This window comes from Microbacterium cucumeris (genome assembly GCF_058349845.2).
In genome coordinates, this window is sequence record NZ_JBYRIZ020000005.1 from 295,524 (window position 1) to 313,435 (window position 17,912).

The window sequence follows — 17,912 nt, forward strand, 5'->3', positions numbered from 1 at the left end:
CGCACATTGCATAAGTCGGTCCCACGCGAAACGCGTGGGACCGACTTATTTGCTCACTCAGAGCGCGTTTGCGCGGGCCACAGCACCGAGCCAGTCCAGGCTCGGCTTCGGGTGACGCGCGAAGGTCTCCCGGTCTACTGCAACGAGTCCGAACGTCGGACCCCAGTGCCCCCACTCGAAGTTGTCGAGGAGGCTCCAGTGGAGGTAGCCGCGTACGTCGATTCCCTCGGCGATAGCCGACGACAGGTCTGTCAGTGCCTGCAATGTGTAGGCGATCCGGGTGTCATCGTTCGCCGTGGCGATGCCGTTCTCGGTGACGAGGATGGGGACGTCAGGGCCGACGACCTCCCGAGCGTGACGTACGGCGATACCGAGAGCGTCGGGACGGTACGCCCAGCCCATGAGGGTGTTGTCCTCGGCTGCCGGGTGCGGAACGATGCCGTCTGCATCCACCGGCTGGCTCGTGTACGACTGTGTCCCGACGAAATCATCATCACGAGATACCTCAAGGTACTTGTCCTCGATGAGGTACTGCACCTCGGAGTACCTCTCCTCGTTGCCGGGCGTCGACGTCAGCGCCTGGTTGCCGATGGTCCAGCCAACTCGAGCCTTCGTGAGGCGGAGGACCACGGCCTTCGCGGCACGGTGGGCCGCGATCAGCACGTCGCCGATCTCCTGATCAGGGAGACCGTGCTTCGGGTACTCGTTTCCCAACGCGACCTGTCGCTGGCCGCCGTGCGTGATGGCCAAGATGTTGGGCTCGTTGATGGTGATGACCCACTCGACGTCCTCAAGAATCGTGCAGGCCTGCTCGACGTACCGCTGGAACGCGCCGACGGCATCTTCCCCGAGCCATGCTCCGCGGTCTTCGAACCACAGCGGGTGGGTGAAGTGGTGAAGAGTGACGATGGGCTCTAGTCCCAGCTCGCGCGCGGTGAGGATCATGCGTCGATAGTGAGCGAGCTCCGCGCGAGAGAACTGGCCAGGGAGCGGTTCGATACGCGACCATTCGAGGCTGAACCGGTATGCGGTGAAACCTCGGTCCGACAGCAGCTGCATGTCTTCGCGGTACCGGTGATAGCTGTCCAGCGCGTCCCCGCTGGACTGGACGCCGTAGTCTGCGGCTACCTGCTCGAGCCGCCACCAGTCGTTGTTGAGATTGTTGCCTTCGACCTGATGTGCGGCTGTGGCTGCGCCCCAGAGAAACCGGTCGGGGAATTGTGACATGTCGGAACCATCCTTCGTTTTGCTCACAGCACTGAAGCCATCTGCTTGGCGATGAGGTTGGTAGTCCAACGCGGGGCCAGCCTCACCAAGCGGTCGAGGGCCTTCGCGTCATTGCCGACCACGATTCGGAATGAACCACGCTCGATGCCGCGAACGATGGCGACCCCTGCATCTCGTGGTGTCGTAGCGCGAACCTTCTTCGATCCCGCATCGAGCATGGTTACGCCGGAGTTCTTGCTGATCTCGGTTGAGATGTTGCCTGGGTAGATGGCGCTCACCTGCACCTTCTCGCCGAGGAGCTCCTGATACAAGCCTTCGGTGTACTGCTTGACGGCGCCCTTGCTGGCCCCGTAGAACGTCTGGCCTGCAAAGGCGACGAGCGCGGACAAGCTGGACATGTTGGTCAGCGAGGCTTTCGGCCGCTGTCGGAGTGTGGGCAGGAACGCGCGGCACATGTTGACGGTGCCCCAGTAGTTCACTGCGAACACGCGCTCGTGCTCCTCCTGGGTGAGATCGGAGGAGTGCTCGAAACGGTGGATGATTCCGGCAACGTTGACCAGGCCATCCACGTGACCGTGTACGGCCTCGATGGCGGCGGGCAGCTTGGTGGCGCCGGCGGCGTCAGTGACGTCGCCCTGGTGGATGCTGACGCGGTTCGGGACGATGGCCAGAGCCGCAGTTTGGGCGAGTGCCTCTTCGTCACGGTCGATTGCTGCGACGCGCGCACCCTTTCGTACCAGTTCCAGCGCGACCTCGCGTCCCATGCCGTTACCGGCCCCGGTTACTGCGAATACTTTGCCTTCAATTTGCATGTCTACTCCGGTGATCAGTGAGTGCGGTCGGCGAGCAGCTGCAGCGCCTCGAGGGGGATGGGTAGGCCGGAGATGCGGACGAACTGCCGCATTGTCATAGAGCGCACCTGAGCCATTTGTTCGGCGGGCACTTCTACGGACGCGAAGCCCAGGGTCTTATTGGTCTCTTCTCCGATGGAGGGGTGGTCCAGCCATGCGGCAATTGCGCTGTCGAGCGTGACTGCGCTTGCGGACTTGTCGCCTTCAAGCTCAATCGCCACTTCTGCGCGGACGCTTGATGCGTCATCCGCAAGCTGCACGCGATATTCGCCCTCCTTCACACTCCAGTCGGCACGCTCCACGTCCCAGTAGGCGAAACTACGCCTGTCGAGTTCGAACCGCACTTCCCGCGACTCTCCAGGATCGAGTGTGACCTTCTCGAAAGCCCGCAACTCGCGCGTGGGTCGACGCACGTCACCCGCATCGGTGGAGACGTACACCTGCACCACGTGCGCGCCAGCCCGCTCGCCCGTGTTGCGGACGCTCAGAGTAACGGACGCGGAGTCGGACCCTGTCACCTCGACGGAGTCGAGCACCGAATCGAACGAGCTGTAGGAGAGTCCGTATCCGAACGGGTAGCGTACCGGCGTCCCCGAACTGGAGAAGTAGCGGTATCCAACGAGCACTCCTTCGCCGTAGCGAACGTGGCCCTGTTCCCCGGGGAAGTTTACCCACGACGGGTGATCTTCGAGGCGCAACGGAATCGTCTCCGCCAGCCGTCCGGATGGGTTGACCGCTCCTGTGAGGATGCGAGCAATGGCGCGTCCGCCGCCCTGGCCGAGAACGAAAGCATCGAGGATCGCATCGACGTCGTCGTGCCAGCCCTCCAGACTTACGACACCTCCGTGGGAGAGTACGACGACCGTGCGCGCAGCAGAGGCGGCAACCCGGCGGATCAGGTGGATCTGATCTACGGGGAGGTCCAGCGTGTTTCTGTCGAAGCCCTCGGATTCCTGTTCCTCTCCAAGGCCCGCGAAAACCACCGCGACATCGGCACGACGTGCGACGGTGACGGCCTCGTCTGCAAGAGACTCGGCGTCCGGGCTGCCGATGAGGCTGTACCCGGCTGCGTATGTGACGGTCGACCCCTCACGCTCAAGCAGCGTTCGCAGCTCGGTGAGAGGCTCATCAATTCTTGTGGCGTTGACGTTCGCGCTCCCACCGCCCTGGAAACGGGGCTCGGCCGCGAGAAGTCCGATGACAGCGACGTCCACTCCCTTGGGAAGCGGCAGGACGTCGTGTTCGTTACGGAGAAGTACTGGGCAGCCTTCAGCCACGTCCTGCGCCAGGGCATGATGCGCGTCCACGTCAATCTCGACTCGCTCAGGGCGAGGTCGAGCCGCCAGTGCGGTCAAGAGAGCGACGGCGGAGTCAACGGCGTTGATGCTGAGCGCTCCAGATTCTGCTGCCGCACGCAGCTTCTCGATGTGCTCAGGTTCGGCGGGCATGGCGAGGTCGAGGCCCGCCTGCACGGCGGCGACCGGGTCGGTGACGGAGCTCCAGTCCGACACGACGACGCCGTCAAAGCCCCACTCGTCGCGCAGTACCTGAGTCAACAGCCACGGGTTAGCCCAGGCGTGAACACCGTTGATTTTGTTGTACGACGCCATCACCGAGCCCGGCCGAGCGTCCCGCACCACGCGCTCGAAAGCGGGGAGGTAGATCTCGCGCAGCGTCCGCTCGTCAACGTCCGAGCTGATGGTCTGCCGGTTTGTTTCTTGATTGTTCGCCGCAAAATGCTTGACGGACACCGACGGGCCCTCGGCTTGTAGCGCCGTGGTGTACGCAGCGCCGAGGACCCCAGAGATGAGCGGATCCTCCGAGTAGTACTCGAAGTTCCGCCCGCACAATGGGGTGCGCTTGATGTTTACCCCAGGTCCGAGGACGACATCCACGCCCTGCGCGACGGCCTCGCGACCGACCGCGGTGCCGACGCGTGCAGCCAGCTCCGGGTCCCAGCTGGAGCCGACGGCCACACCAGGAGGGAAACAGGTGGCGGGATCACTGGCGAAGATCGCCAGATTGTCGTGCTGGCCGGACTGGTGTCGCAAACCGTACGGGCCGTCAGCGAGGAAGAGTGGTTGGATGCCGGCGGAAGGCACCGAGTGGGTCTCCCAGAACGTGGCGCCTGACAGTAGCGCGAGCTTGTCATCCAGCGGGATGTCCGGGGTGGAATCAGACATGGTTTCTCCTGGGTTGTGGGTCACGCGAGGCGTGGCGCCTCGTGGCTGACAGATGCGTCGGATGGGATGGCCCGTAGGGTGGCGGTCGTCTCCCCGTGGTGGCGAGAGCGCGCGGTGATTCGCACCTCTCCCGCCTCCCCGGTCGAGCGGACAATTGCAAGCGCCCGCCCTCGGTAGGTCGTCGTGCGCGCCGAGAGGAATGAGCCCACAGGCGCCGGATTCGCAGTTCCAAACCCGACGAGTTCGGCGGGTCCGTTGACTTCGACGTCAACGTGGTCATCGTCGAGCATCTCGACAACGCCGTCCGCGTCGGCCAGCTCGACGTGCACGAAGGCGAGGTCGTCGCCATCGGCGCGAAGCGTGTCTGCTTCGGGACGCAACTGCACGCCCACGTCGTCTGAAGCAGAACGCAGCTCACTGCGGCTGATCTCTCTGCCATCCCGGTAAGCGATAGCGCGCACGGTTCCGCTCTGCCACTGAGTAGTGAACGAGAAGCGGAACTCCGTGTTCCTTCCCGCACGCCGACGCCCGATAGAGCGATCACCGACCACCAGCTCAATCTCATCGGCGGTGCTGTACACAGTGATCTCCGCGCGTTTTCCTTCGCTGCCACGCCATGCCCAGCTCTCCACCGCGTCCGTGACTCGCCACGCTGACCGTACGTATGGTTGGCCAGAGCGGTCGAGCGGGCGAACAGTGATGACGGGCGCGTCCAGCACGCCCCAAGCCGCCTGAGCGAGGCGAAGAGACGCGTCGGCCCGACCAGTGAGATCGAACATCCCGGGGCCCGCGATAACGTACGGGTACGGTTTCGCCAGTCCGGCCTTCTTCCCTGGCACCCACACGGCCACTCCGGCCTCGCCGAGATACTCCCAACCCGCCCACACGAAGTCGCCGATCACAGCGGGAATCTCCCGAGCAAGACGCCACGCCTTCGCAACATCGCTGGGGAGTGTCTCTGAGCCCAAGATGACGCGGTGCGGGTAGCGCTGCGCATCGCCTTTGTAGCGCGCGATCCCGTAGTTATACCCGGCGACGTCGACCGTGGCAAACGCCTCGCGCGAGGCGCGGTCTGCGCGCGGGAGGCGGGAGACGACGCTCATCAGTCGGCCGATGTGATTGATCATCACGTTCGCTTCGGTGCTTCCCGCCATCGCCTCCTCAGAGTCATCTCCCGTCGCGCTGTAGGGCGACGCGTTCATCGAAACCATCGCATTCAAGAAGAGATTGATGGCTACGGTCACCGGCCTGGTGGGGTCCGCGGCGTGGAAGTGTTCCGTGATCTCGCGCGAGAGCTCAACGCCCGCGGCGGTGGCCGTCTCCGGGATCTCGTTACCAGAGGCGTACATGATGACGCTGGCGTAGTTGCGGTCTTTCGCAATGAGCGCGTCAGCGTCGCGGCGCCACGTGTCACGGAATCGGTCCGAGTGGTCGAACCGGGACTTGCGCACGAACCAGTAGTCGGCGAGCTCGTCCAACACGTACATCCCGAGTTCATCGCACGCGTCGAGAAGATCCCGCGACAGTGGATTGTGTGCGCTACGAATCGCGTTGAACCCCGCGTCTTTGAGGATGCGGATCCGCCGGTACTCAGCTGCGCGGTGGGTCGCGGCACCCAGGAGGCCATTGTCGTGGTGGATGCAGGCGCCGGCGAGGAGTACTCGCTTACCGTTGATGCGAAGCCCCTGCTGAGCGTCGACACTCACGGTTCGAAGCCCGACTCGGCGTCTCCACTCGTCGAGAATGTCGCCGTCAGACTCTGCCGTGACGAGTAGCTCGTAGCGGAAGGGCGTGTCTGCGCTCCACGGGCGCGGATCAGTGACGTCGAGATGAATAGCACCGGACGAGCCGTGAAGCAGCCCCTGCGCAACAGTCTCGCCGTTAGCTGTCAGTCGAGCGGCCACGCGGGTGGAAGCCGGCGCCTCTCCGGACATGCGCACATCAACGCGCACACCTGCGCGAGCGCTCTCGATCTCGGTTGTCGTTACTCGCACGGAGTCGGGGCCGAAGTGCGTCAGCGGTCGAGTCACCACGTGGACGGGCCTGTACAGTCCGGAGCCCGGATACCAGCGCTCTGCGGGCTGTTCGCGATGGTGAACGACGACGCGGATGTCATTGACCGCGCCGCGTCTTACGACGTTAGTTATAGTCAGCTCTGTCTCGGTGTACCCGCTCCGCACGGTCCCGACCTTCTCGCCGTTAACCGTGACATCTGCGTCACCCTGGACGCCTTCGAAGACGAGCACGACCTCCCCGTCCCCATGCGGGGCGCTCCACTGCGTCACGTAGTCGTAATTGCCCCCGAGGAACCAGCCGGTCTCGGCACCGCCGCTCGCCTCCGGGTCGCGCCCAGCTCGCAGCATCGCGTCATCGGGGAGGCGCACGGTGACCTCGGTTCCATCGTCCGAAGTAACACGCCACGTGGACAACAGTGTGTCGGATCGCGCAGCGGTGGGGCGCATCAAAGTCATCGTCGTCCTCAATCTGGTGCGAGAGGCCGAGGGGCCCCATGTGCATCAAATCATGAAGATTGACGCGTGTCAAAGACGATAATCTCGGGCGCTGTCGAGATGTCTAAGGGGAGGCCCGACGACTCAGCGACGGCCGGCTGTGTTACCGGGCGCGGAGGCGGGACTAGGATGTTGACACGCGACAATGGCGCGTGGAGATTTTCTCGTAAACTGGCGAAGGCGCCAGAAGGAGACCGACATGACCAACAGTGCGGACGTGGCTGCGAGAGCAGGGGTCTCCAGGTCGACCGTGAGCCAGATCTTGAACGGCCACGGCCATCGGTTTCGGCCGGACATGGTCGACCGCGTACAGTCAGTCGCGCGCGAGCTCGGGTATCGCCCGTCCATTGCCGGTCGAGCCCTCGCCAGGGGAACCAGTGACATCGTCATCACGCTCCTGCCCAATATTTCGCTCGGTCCGCGCCTTCGGGAGCTGATCGACAGGGTCACTGATGAACTCGCACTGGCGGGCCGCACTAACCTCATCAGGTTGTCCTCTGGCGACGCGCAGATCGACGAAGCCGTCCTTGCGTTGCGCCCCGCGGGGCTATGGAGCGTGGCGCCGCTGGCCACAAGCCAGCGCGTCCGCCTGGACGAAGCGAACGTGGCGGTAGTTGATCCGCCGCGCGAGTATCAGGAAGCCATCGACCGTGAAATCGGCGCGATGCAAGCACGACACCTCATCGAACGGGGCTACACAGCCGTGGCTATCGCAACTCCCGAGGCGCTGCGCGAGCAGCCGTACGCTACGGCGCGCGAGCGAGGAGCACGGGAGGAATGTCAGCGGGCGGGCGTCACGGTGTTGCCGACCATCCGCCTTTCCCTCGAGCGGGGGAGTGGTCAGCAGACGGCCGAAATGCTGCGGGGACAGAGCGTCGGCATTGCGGCGTACAACGACGATGTTGCACTTGCCGTCATGTCGGCAGCCATTCGCGCCGGCCGCAACGTGCCGGGTGATATTGGAGTCATCGGGGTGGACAACACGATTGCGTCAGGGGTGACTGAACCGTCGCTGACCACAATCGACATCGATGTTCGCTTCAGTGCCCACGAGATCGTGCGGGCGCTTCTCGACGGGCCGGAGGGCTTCACCCTCGACGAGCTTGACACCATGAAGTCGTCGGTCTCGGTGGTCGACGGAGGTAGCACGGCGCGCTGACGTCGGAAGGGCTGGGAGATCGCCTCGATCTCCCAGCCCTTCAGACGCGCGGTTTAGACCTCGGTGACCTGCGTCAGGAGCGTCTGCGGCAGATCGGCTGGCAGAGCGCCTTGGCTGTACATCACGAGTTGATCGAGCGTGAGACCGATGGCCTGCGCCAGTGTTTCTTCGTCGGCACCGTTCAAGGCGTCAGACAACACTGCCCGTCCCTTGGGGTGGCTCAGCCAGTCTCCGATGGTGCTCGCGGAGGTCAGCGCCGGAACCGCCACCTCTTCACGTGCAACCTCGACGACATCGGTCAGCTCGCCATCCACAGTGACGGTGCTCCAGAGCGCTCGGTTACGAGAGCAATGGTGAAGTTCGCCACTCAGTTCGACACTGCCCTTCAAGGGCGTGGACACGGACGACCCGCCGATGAAGAGGCGCAGTGCTCCTGGTTCGACCACCCAGCCTTCCCGGCGGTCCCACAACGCGAACATCTCCGAGGGGATCTCGACCAGCACCTGTCGCACTTCACCCGCGCGGAGGAAGACTCGCTGAAACCCCAGCAGCACGCGAGATCGACGAACGACTCGCGCCACCAGGTCACGACCGTACACCTGAACGACCTCGTCGCCGTCTCGGTCGCTCGTGTTCGAAACGGTGAATGTGCAGCGGATTACACCGTCGGTTCCGACTTGGGGTGCCTGGAATGCGAGATCGCGGTATTCGAACTGGCTGTAGCTAAGTCCGTGCCCAAAGGGGAACACCGCGCGCGCCGAGCCGTCGACATAGCTGTCGTTGCTCTGCAGCGTCCTCCAATAGGGAACGGGCGCGGAGCCGACGTTCTCCAGCATGGCGATAGGGAGCCTGCCTGCCGGGTTCACGTCGCCGAAGAGTACGGCGGCGGTTGCGGCTCCGGCTTCCTCTCCGCCGAGCCAGGCAGAGACGATTGCCGGAGCCCGGTCCGCGAGCCAGCCCAGCACGTACGGTCGCGCATGGCTGAGCACGACGATGGTCGGTGTGCCCGTGTCCAGGACTGCTTCCACCAGTTCGCGCTGCACACCCGGCAGCTCGCACGTGGCGCTGTCGAGTCCCTCTCCGACTGTTCCGAAGCCGTTGATGCCAGCCTGGTCTCCGACAACAAGGACGGCGAGGTCGGAGCGTCGGGCTGCGTCGACGGCGGCCGGGATGCCTGAGCGGTCCATGCGCTCGACCGGGCACCCCACTTCGTGGAGCACGGTTGTCGCGTCTCCAGCACGCTCGCGGATCCCCTGGAGGAAGGTTACGAGCGGCACGGTGTCCACGAGGAGGTCGGCGTCGTCGGCGCCGGTTTTGCCACGCAGCTCCTCGACATCTTCGAGACGAGCCTGCGGGTTCGCCGCGAGAGCGAACCGCTTCGTCATGCTGTCGAGGACCTGGTAAGCGTAGTGCCCGAGCTGGCCCATGGGTCGGTCCGCATTCGGCCCGATGACGGCGATGGTGTCCGGCGTCGTCGTCAGCGGGAGAAGCGGGGTGCCGTTGACCGCGTCGTTCTTGAGCAGGACCACCGAGCGTTCGGCGACCCGCCGCGCCAGTCCACGTGCAGCGGAAGAGTCGAGGGTCTCCGGGACCGAATCGATGTCCACGTAGGGGTTCTCGAAAAGGCCCAGGCGGAACTTTGCCCGGAGGATTGCCCCGACAGCCCGGTCCAGCTCGCCTTCGGTGAGCAGCCCCGTCTCGACCGCCTCCACAATGCGGTCGGTGGACACGCGGTTGTCGAGGTCGATATCCACGCCTGCGCGAATGGCGTCAGCAAACGAGGCCACCAGTGAATCGCTCACGCCGTGCTTGGTATGGAGCTGCCCGATGGCGTCGAGGTCGGAAATGACGACTCCGTCGAAGCCGTAGTCCTGGCGGAGGAGGCCGTCGAGGAGTTCCGGCGACCCGGTGACGGGCACGCCGTCGAGGTCGTTGTAGGACGGCATGATTCCATCGGCGCCGCCATCGCGGATCGCCATCTCGAACGGAACGCCGTAGAACTCGCGCAGGAGTCGGTCTCCCACCTGAGCGGGCTCGGTATTGCGTCCGCCGTCGCTTGCCCCGTAAGCGACAAAATGCTTGAGCGCCGCGATGATCGGACTTCCCGGGACAGCGTTCTGCAGCCCCCGAACGAAAGCCGATGCCGTCGAGCCGACGAGGTAGGGGTCCTCACCGTAGGTCTCGCCGACGCGTCCCCATCGCGGGTCGCGAGCGACGTCTGCGAGCGGAGACAGCGCCATCCTCGCGCCGAGGGCTGCCATCTGGGCCCCGATCTCCGCGCCCATCTCCCTCACGAGCTCCGGATCCCACGTCGCTGCCTGAGCGATGGCGTCTGGGAAGGTGGTTGCTCCCTGGACCTTGAAACCGAGGAGTGCCTCCTCCGCGAGAAGGACGGGGATACCGAGGCGCGTGTCCTCGATGTGCTTCCGCTGCAGCTCGTTGACACGCGCCGCCGCCTCCCGGGGCGGCAAGTTCAATGCAGCGATAGCGGCGGTCGCGGTACCCCAGCCTGTCGTAGGCGGGTTGTGTGCATCGACAGCCGTGCCGAAAGGTGATGCCGTCTGGGCAGCTTTCTCTTCGAGCGTCATGCGCTCGAGAAGGTCTCGTACTCGCACCCCCACAGGTTGCGTGGAGTCGCGGTAGGGCAGGTAATCGTCGTTCACAGCAGGTCCGTTCAGTGGGGTCAGAGGAGGAAGAGGCGCGGCGCGCTCAGATCGCGTAGGTGGAGAACCGGGTGATTCCCGTCTCGGGGATGCGGGTGGGAATGGCGCGGCCAGGTACAAGCCCGCTCCCGGGGAAGGGATAGGGGATCAACGAGCCCGAGGCCGTCTCATCGCCGTTTAGGTGCAGCGTCGGAACAAGTTTGTCGCCCTCGAGCTCGAAAGCGGTCGCGGAAAGGAACGAAGCCGTCCGTCCGTCCGTGGCTGCCAGGGTGATCCAGAATCCTCGGCCGAGGAGATAGACCCCCTCCGGACCGTCCTCGATGACGATGGCGTACCCGGGATAGACCGGTGTGACGTACCCCCACTCGTCCTTCGTGTGCAAGGTCACCGTCACATCGCCGAGGACGATCTCCGCACCTGGGTTCTCTTCGTTGAGGATGATGGCGCGCATCTGCACGTCGGGATTGGCCGCGACGACGGCTGCCGCAGCTCGGAGGAGGTGAAAGGCGTCGGCGAGGGGAGCGAACTCAGGATCTGCTGGCGTATAGGAGTCCACACCGAACGGGGAGACGCCAAGCGCCGCGTGGTTTCCGATAGCTTCGAACATCTGCGGGATACCGGGGGCGTCGCCGCGCAACTCTGGGATGAGCAGGCGCCCCCGGCGAGCCTTGAAACCAGCGAGTACCTCTGTGATGTCATCAACGTAGATGTCAGGTGCGAGGAAATCGATGTCGGGGGCGAGCTCTTCCCAGATCGCGGCGACCGGCAGAACGGGTCCGCCACTCGGATACTGTCCAGGCCGTTTGCCACCGGCAAGGGCGACCGGTCCGTCGAGTACGCTATCGCGGTCGAGCCAGGCGTTGACGAACAGGGGAACATTCAGTTCCGCTCGCCCCGCGGCAGCCACGACCTGCGCGTAAGCGGCGAAACCGGCGGCCATGAACGCTTCGTCAACTCGGTCGCCCGCAGGGAAGACCTCCGCCCATGTCCCTTCCTTAAGGCTGCCGTGGGCGACCCATTCCGCATGGAGAGGTGCGTCGACGTCGCCGGCAACCGCATGAATGACAGCGGCAGGCACACGGTCATTGAACAGGCGCTCCGCATTATTGCTGCGGTCGCGGGTGTCGCCGAGCAACCCGATCTCGTTCTCGACCTGCACGGCGATCACCGTGTGGTTGGCATCGACTGCGGCTATGTGGTGCATCAGGGCAGCGAACGCGCGCGCATCGGCCTCGCGTGACGTGGACCCGAACGGTGTGAGATGTTCGGCGTGCTGACCGGTTGAGAGGAGCGAGCGCGGGAAGCGCTCGGCGTCCTGTTTCACCCATGCCGGGACGTACGTTGAGGCGGCGTTCTTCCAAGACCCGAACCACAGGGGGATGAGCTTCAGGCCTCGCGCAAGCGCTCCTTCAATCATCGCGTCGATAAGCCGGGTGTCGTAAGAGCCCTCAACCGGCTCGAAGAGGTCCCATACGACAGGTGCAAGAACCGTGTTGGCGCCAAGGAGCGCGACCGTGTCAAAAGACGCAGTGATCGCCCGTTCGGTGCTTGAGCTGGAGTTATGTACTTCCGCTCCGATGACCACGAAGGGTCGGCCATCCACGCTCAGGTACGGCCCGGTCCACAGGTCAGTCGTGCTAGGCAACAGTGTCACTCCATTTCGTGGTTGGGCGCCGACGCGAGTGAAGGAGCCCGGGATGAAAGATGCCTCCGGGTGGCCGAGGAGCTGTCACTCGGCCACCCGGCGGCGCAGGGGAACTAGCAGGTCATCGCACTCCACGGACCCGGGCTGCGGTGACCGCGGCGCCGAGGGCGAAGACTCCACCCGCGATGAAGAGCGCGGTGTAATTCCCAGAGCCTCCGCCGATGGCGAGCAGAAGGGGCGCGATGACAGGTCCGATAGCGGTGGCGACCGTGCCGGACACCTGGTAAATCGACATCCATTTGCCGCCGGCGGCGGGGTCGGGCAGAACGTCAGACGCGAGTGCGAGGTCCACGGAGTTGAACGCGCCGGACCCGGCGGAGATGAGGACGCCTCCGATGATGTAGATCCCGAAGTCAGGTGCAATGGCCGCCATAGCCATTCCAGCGGCGATCATGCCCGCGGCGATGTAGATGAATGGCTTGCGACGCCGCAACTTGTCAGAGAGAAATCCGCCCAGAATCGTGAAGCCGATGGTGGCGAGGAGCGCCAGCCCGCCGGCGAGCGCGAGCTGCTGACCCGCCTGTTCTGCACTGAAGCCGAGTCGGTCCAAGAGGAAGTACAGCTGGTAAGTGCTGAAGAATGCCGTTCCCACTCCGATGCACAGCTTTCCGACCCACACGAGCGAGAAATCCGGGTGCTTAAGCGGGTTGAACAGCAGGCTGCGCAGGGACGATCCAACCTTGACGGACTGAAAACGCTCTGGTGCAGGGCTGTCGGGGATGACGAGTACCCACAGCAGTACACCGAGCGCGAAGACGGCGACGGGGGCCAGGAAGAGCAGCAACACGTTGTTGAGCAACAGGCTGCCAACCAGGGTGGCCGAGACGCCTGCAATCGATGCCATGACGCCGCTCAGCGCACCCAGCTTGCCGCGCTGTGCGGGGGGCACGTGTTCGGCGAGGGTGGGGTTCATGGCGACGCCTACGAGGGATGCGGCGAGCTGAGCGATCACATATCCAACGAGGATGAGAGGCACGTTCGGCGCGATGGCGATCAGGAACGCACTGATGGCGAAGACCGAGAAGCCGAGAATGAGGAACGGCCGGCGTCGCCCCCAGGCGAACTTGCTTCGGTCGCTGAGTACTCCGAGTACTGGTCCTGCTGGCAGCAGCACGATGGCGCTGATGCCGACGACCAGACCGAGCACGGTCTCCTTGCTCGCGGGGTCAACGAGCTGAATCTTGTACGGGAGGCTGAAGAGCGCCGGCATGAACAGGCATAGGAAGTACCCGAAGTACGCGAAGCTGTAGACGAAGACGAAGCCCGGCCCGACCTTCGGAATGCGCAGTTCCGCTGTCGTGGGATCCTCCTCATCCTCTGCCCGCAGGGTGAGCTGAGATACGTCCTCGATAGGTGTGTTGGTCGGCACGATGTTTGCCGCGTCTTTGCGTCTCATGGGTTTGCCTTCATCACGGGCCCGTCATCGGGCGCTCTGGTCCGAGCCGGCTTCGGGGCCGATGTCGGTGGTTGCTAGGTACAGGGAACCATTGTTTTTGACGCGTGTCAATCCACGGAGTGACTTGGGTCTCTCTGCCCACCGTTCATGCACGCTTCTACCGCGATGCCCCGGTGGCCGGAGCGGTAGCAGGCGGCGGGCTCGCCAAAGTAAACCGCATCACGCCACTACGGCGGCGGATGGAAGGAATGTGGTACGCGTCGGATGGCGGTCGCGGTTCGAGAGACGGCAAGACCACGACGCTGCCGCTTTCTGTCTCGTCACCGTTGAGCTCGCGGTAGACCTCCACGCCGCTTTCACGAGCTCTCAGCTCTTCTACCTTGACGATCTCCGCTCGACCTTCTGCGCAGTAGAACGACAGTTCAGCTCCTCTGCCGCATGCAAGGAACGTGTCCTCAGATTCCTGAACGATGAGCCCATAGCCCCACTCGTGGAACCCGCCAACCCTGTTCGGCTCGCGTCGTGCAATGGCGGTGTACGTCCCCAGCGCAACCTCTTGTTGCTCGAGCTCGGCATGAAGTCTGAAGCTCCCGATGGGAGGCGCTGAGCTGACCTTCGCGAGGACCGCTAGTGCCCCGTAGGCATCGGATAAGGCCTCACCCTCGGGTAACTCCGTGGTGTCGATACCGAACGGGGAGACCCCGATGGCGGAGTGCGAGCCCAAGGCGACGAACGCGTCCGCGACACCAGCAACATTTCGGCGCATCTCCGGGATGAGAAGGCCGCCACTGAGGCCGATGTAGTCCCTGCAGATCTGGTCGAAGTCCCCGAAGTAGATGTCGGGGACGAGCAAGTCGAGCGAAGGCGCGAGTGCGCTCCATATCGCTCCCACATGGGGGAGTGGGCCACCGCTGGGGTAGATGCCTGGCTCCTGGCCTCCCGCCGGATTTCCCTCCGCAACCTCGAGCTGCGTGTACAACCATGCGTTCGCGAACAGGGGGAGCGGGTATTGGGCTTTGCCGGCAGCGGCCACTCGCTCGACATGGCGCGCATAGGCTGCCGCCATGAAGGCTTCATCGGTGTCTGTGGTGTCTTCGAACATCTCCGACCATGTGCCCGCTTGCTGTTCACCGCGAGAGCTCCAAGCTTCTCGAATACGAAGAGGCGCATCCGTGCGGAGCGCGGCGAGGACGTCTTCCGGGACGCTGCTGCGGTAGGCATGTTCTGCCACCGCGCTACGGTCTCGGGAGTCCCCCAGGATTCCGACTTCGTTCTCCACCTGGACCATCACGATGGTTCCTTCGGCAGAGTCGATGTGCCGGATGTGCGCCATGAGTGCGGCGAAGGCCCGCGCGTCCGCTTCTGCGGCTTCGGTGGCGAAAGGAGTCAAGCAGTCGCGAGTCTCGCCCGTTCTGATTTCGGCCCGGGGGAAGCGCTTAGGGTCGGATCGCACCCAGTCGGGAATGTAAGTTGAGCGCCCGTTCTTCCATGTCCCGAACCAGAGCGGGATCAGATGCAGATTCTTGTCACGCGCTGTGGAGACGAGCTCATCGACAAGAGAAAGGTCGAACTCGCCTTCGTGGGGCTCCAGCTGTCGCCACGAGACAGGCGCAAGAACGGTGTTGAGATTCATGCCGTCCAGGGCATCGAAGGCATCTTGAATGGCGGGGCTGCTGCTGCTCGAGGAATTATGCAGCTCACCCCCGAGGACGACGAAGCGCTTGCCATGGACGTGAAGGTGCTTCACCCCTCGCTCGCTGACAAGCCGGGCGGGCGGGGATACAGATGATGTGCGTGGCATGGGTCCTCGTCGTCGAAGTGCAGTGGCAAAAATGTAGCAGATGTACCGGTTTCGTTCACGGGGTCCAGCGTCGCGTCTACTGCCAACGCAGTACATCGGAGCCTGCGCACGGACCACGCGAGCGGGACGCGGAGGAATCAGAGTTGAAGAAAGCACTCGTGCGCACGCTGATGCGCCTTTCGAAGGACTCTCATGGCTCGACTACTTTCCCGGCTTGGCCGGTTCTCCGCACGTCATCGCTGGGCGGTGCTGATCTCGTGGCTCTTGGCCGTTGCCGTGCTGGCAGTGGTCGCGCTATCCGGGATGAAGTTCGGCGACGGGGGGTTCGATGTTCAGGGCACTCCCTCCAGCGAGGCAATGAGCGTGCTGGATAAGGAATTCCCGCCGGACGACTCGGATGTCGGCTCGTTGCAACTCGTCATCCAGAATCCGGACGGCGACATTGTCGATGCGGAGGCGATGACTAGCATCGCGGATGCGCTCGCCGACGTCCGTGACATCGACGGGGTGGAGTCCGTCTCCGACCCCTTCGACCAGACCCGTCCGTACATCTCCGAAGACCTCTCAACCGCGGTCGCTACTGTGTCCGTGGACAACGCCGCAGACGCAGAAACCGCAACCGAACGCCTCGCAGACGTCGCGCAGACTCTGCGTGCTGATGGTCTGAACGCCGAAGTCGGCGGCTCACTCGGTGAAGGGGTGCCGGAGATCCTCGGGCCGAGCGAGATCGTCGGCGCGGCCCTCGCATTCCTGGTCCTTCTCATCACTTTCGGCTCCCTGGTTGCGGCCGGCGCGAACATGTTCACCGCGCTCATCGGCGTGGCTGTCGGAATCCTCGGTGTGCTGGCGTTCTCCGCGGTGACCCCCATCGGGTCCCTCACTCCGATCTTGGCCGTCATGCTCGGCCTCGCCGTCGGGATCGACTACACACTGTTCATCCTCGCGAGGTTCCGCACCGAGCTTCGCGTGGGGAGAGGCTTGCACAGTGCCATTGGCGTGGCCGTCGGTACTGCCGGCTCTGCGGTCGTCTTCGCCGGAGCCACCGTGATCATCGCGTTGACCGGACTGACGGTGGTGGGTATCCCGTTCCTTGGAGAGATGGGTCTCGCCGCGGCGTTTGCGGTTGCAATTGCTGTGCTGATGGCGCTGACCCTGGTGCCCGCCTTGCTCTCGTTCATGGGCACTCGGGCTCTGTCGCGCCGGGATCGCAAGCTGGTGGGGACGGACATCACGGAGAAGAACGGCTTCATCGCCGGCTGGGCGCGGTTCGTGACGCGGCGTCGCGCACTCAGCCTCTTGGGAGGCACGGCGCTGCTCGTCGTGGCGGCTGTGCCGCTCATGTCGATGCAGACGGCGCTCACCATGCCTGGAGGAGAGGATCCCGACTCTACGCAGCGCGCCGCCTACGAGATCGTCGCTGACAAGTTCGGCGACGGCGCCCAGGACCCGCTGGTCGTTCTCGTGCGATCCGACAATGTCGAGACAGTGCTTTCCCGCGTCGTCGACAAGCTTGTCGATCTCGACAACGTCGATATGGTGATCCCCGCCGCTGTGACGGACGACGGTGACACGGCGATGCTGACGGTCATGTCGAAGTACGGCCCGCTCGATTCGCGCACGACAGACCTCGTGCACGACATCCGGGCGGAAGATGGCGATATCAGTGGAGCGCAGCTTCTCGTTGCGGGAGCAACAGCAATCGGCTTGGATTCCGATGAGCAGCTGCAGTCCGCCCTCATGCTGTACATCGCACTCATCGTCGGCCTTTCGCTGGTCCTGATGGTGATCCTGTTCCGCTCGCTTCTCATCCCCCTCGTAGCGACCGCGGGCTTCCTGCTGTCGCTCGGCGCAGGCCTGGGCGCAACCGTCGCGATCTTCCAGTGGGGTTGGCTCGACGTCATCGTCCAAGCTCCGCAGGGGAACCCGCTGCTGAGCCTCCTGCCCATCGTGGTCACGGGCATTCTCTTCGGGTTAGCGATGGACTACCAGGTGTTCCTCGTATCCCGCATGCACGAGGCTCACGAGCGGGGGCTGACACCACTGGAGGCCGTGCGCGCGGGCTTCCGACACTCGGCAGTCGTCGTCGTGGCGGCAGCCGCCATCATGGCCGCCGTTTTCGGAGGATTCGCCATGAGCCATTCCTCCCTGGTCGGCTCCATCGCCATGGCTCTCACGGTCGGCGTCATCGCGGATGCGTTCATCGTCCGGATGATTCTCGTGCCGGCAGCGCTCTCGTTGATGGGCAAGGCGGCATGGTGGATTCCCAAGTGGCTCGACCGTGTCCTTCCCACTATCGATGTCGAGGGGGCGGGTCTTGATCCGCAGCCAGCGCCACGAACCGAGAACGCGCCCGTTGCCGCGCGTGACGCTGTAGGGGTCGGACGATGACGAAAGATCAGCAATAGTCCGAAACCGCG

General features: G+C 64.2%; 10 protein-coding genes. 2 read left to right on the forward strand and 8 right to left on the reverse strand.

The window, feature by feature from the left end; translation table 11 throughout:
* Window positions 1-57 precede the first annotated feature (57 nt).
* From AC3RXZ_RS14950 to AC3RXZ_RS14965, 4 genes are read right to left on the reverse strand one after another with little or no spacing between them, the layout of a single operon-like run.
* Window positions 58-1,227: a glycoside hydrolase family 1 protein gene (locus tag AC3RXZ_RS14950; protein WP_491494548.1), complete on the reverse strand. Its 1,170-nt coding sequence runs from the start codon at window positions 1,225-1,227 to the stop codon at window positions 58-60.
* Between the two features lie 23 nt (window positions 1,228-1,250).
* Window positions 1,251-2,039 carry an SDR family NAD(P)-dependent oxidoreductase gene (locus AC3RXZ_RS14955; RefSeq protein WP_491494549.1) on the reverse strand — a complete coding sequence of 263 codons (789 nt, stop codon included), beginning with the start codon at window positions 2,037-2,039 and terminating at the stop codon, window positions 1,251-1,253.
* Between the two features lie 14 nt (window positions 2,040-2,053).
* Complete coding sequence (locus tag AC3RXZ_RS14960; RefSeq protein WP_491494550.1) at window positions 2,054-4,261, reverse strand: glycoside hydrolase family 3 C-terminal domain-containing protein; 2,208 nt, start codon at window positions 4,259-4,261, stop codon at window positions 2,054-2,056.
* A gap of 20 nt (window positions 4,262-4,281) precedes the next feature.
* Entirely contained in the window at window positions 4,282-6,732 is a 2,451-nt protein-coding gene (locus AC3RXZ_RS14965; protein ID WP_491494551.1) for a glycoside hydrolase family 2 TIM barrel-domain containing protein, read from the reverse strand.
* A gap of 238 nt (window positions 6,733-6,970) precedes the next feature.
* Between AC3RXZ_RS14965 and AC3RXZ_RS14970 the strand changes: the two genes are divergently transcribed.
* Entirely contained in the window at window positions 6,971-7,930 is a 960-nt protein-coding gene (locus tag AC3RXZ_RS14970) for a LacI family DNA-binding transcriptional regulator (protein WP_491494552.1), read from the forward strand.
* 53 nt (window positions 7,931-7,983) lie between these two features.
* Here AC3RXZ_RS14970 and AC3RXZ_RS14975 read toward each other — a convergent pair whose 3' ends face one another.
* The 4 genes from AC3RXZ_RS14975 to AC3RXZ_RS14990 all read right to left on the reverse strand — a co-directional run bounded on the left by AC3RXZ_RS14975 (window position 7,984) and on the right by AC3RXZ_RS14990 (window position 15,591).
* Window positions 7,984-10,593 carry a beta-glucosidase gene (locus AC3RXZ_RS14975; protein WP_491494553.1) on the reverse strand — a complete coding sequence of 870 codons (2,610 nt, stop codon included), beginning with the start codon at window positions 10,591-10,593 and terminating at the stop codon, window positions 7,984-7,986.
* A 46-nt stretch (window positions 10,594-10,639) separates the two neighbouring features.
* The gene (locus AC3RXZ_RS14980) at window positions 10,640-12,247 is read right to left on the reverse strand and encodes a DUF5597 domain-containing protein (RefSeq protein ID WP_491494554.1); all 1,608 of its coding nucleotides are present in this window, start codon (window positions 12,245-12,247) and stop codon (window positions 10,640-10,642) included.
* A 112-nt stretch (window positions 12,248-12,359) separates the two neighbouring features.
* The gene (locus AC3RXZ_RS14985) at window positions 12,360-13,694 is read right to left on the reverse strand and encodes an MFS transporter (protein WP_491494555.1); all 1,335 of its coding nucleotides are present in this window, start codon (window positions 13,692-13,694) and stop codon (window positions 12,360-12,362) included.
* 157 nt (window positions 13,695-13,851) lie between these two features.
* Complete coding sequence (locus tag AC3RXZ_RS14990) at window positions 13,852-15,591, reverse strand: GH35 family beta-galactosidase (protein ID WP_491494556.1); 1,740 nt, start codon at window positions 15,589-15,591, stop codon at window positions 13,852-13,854.
* A gap of 96 nt (window positions 15,592-15,687) precedes the next feature.
* Here AC3RXZ_RS14990 and AC3RXZ_RS14995 point away from each other — a divergent pair, with 96 nt between their 5' ends.
* Window positions 15,688-17,883, forward strand: a complete 2,196-nt coding sequence (locus AC3RXZ_RS14995) for an MMPL family transporter (protein ID WP_491494557.1) — start codon at window positions 15,688-15,690, stop codon at window positions 17,881-17,883.
* Window positions 17,884-17,912 lie beyond the last annotated feature (29 nt).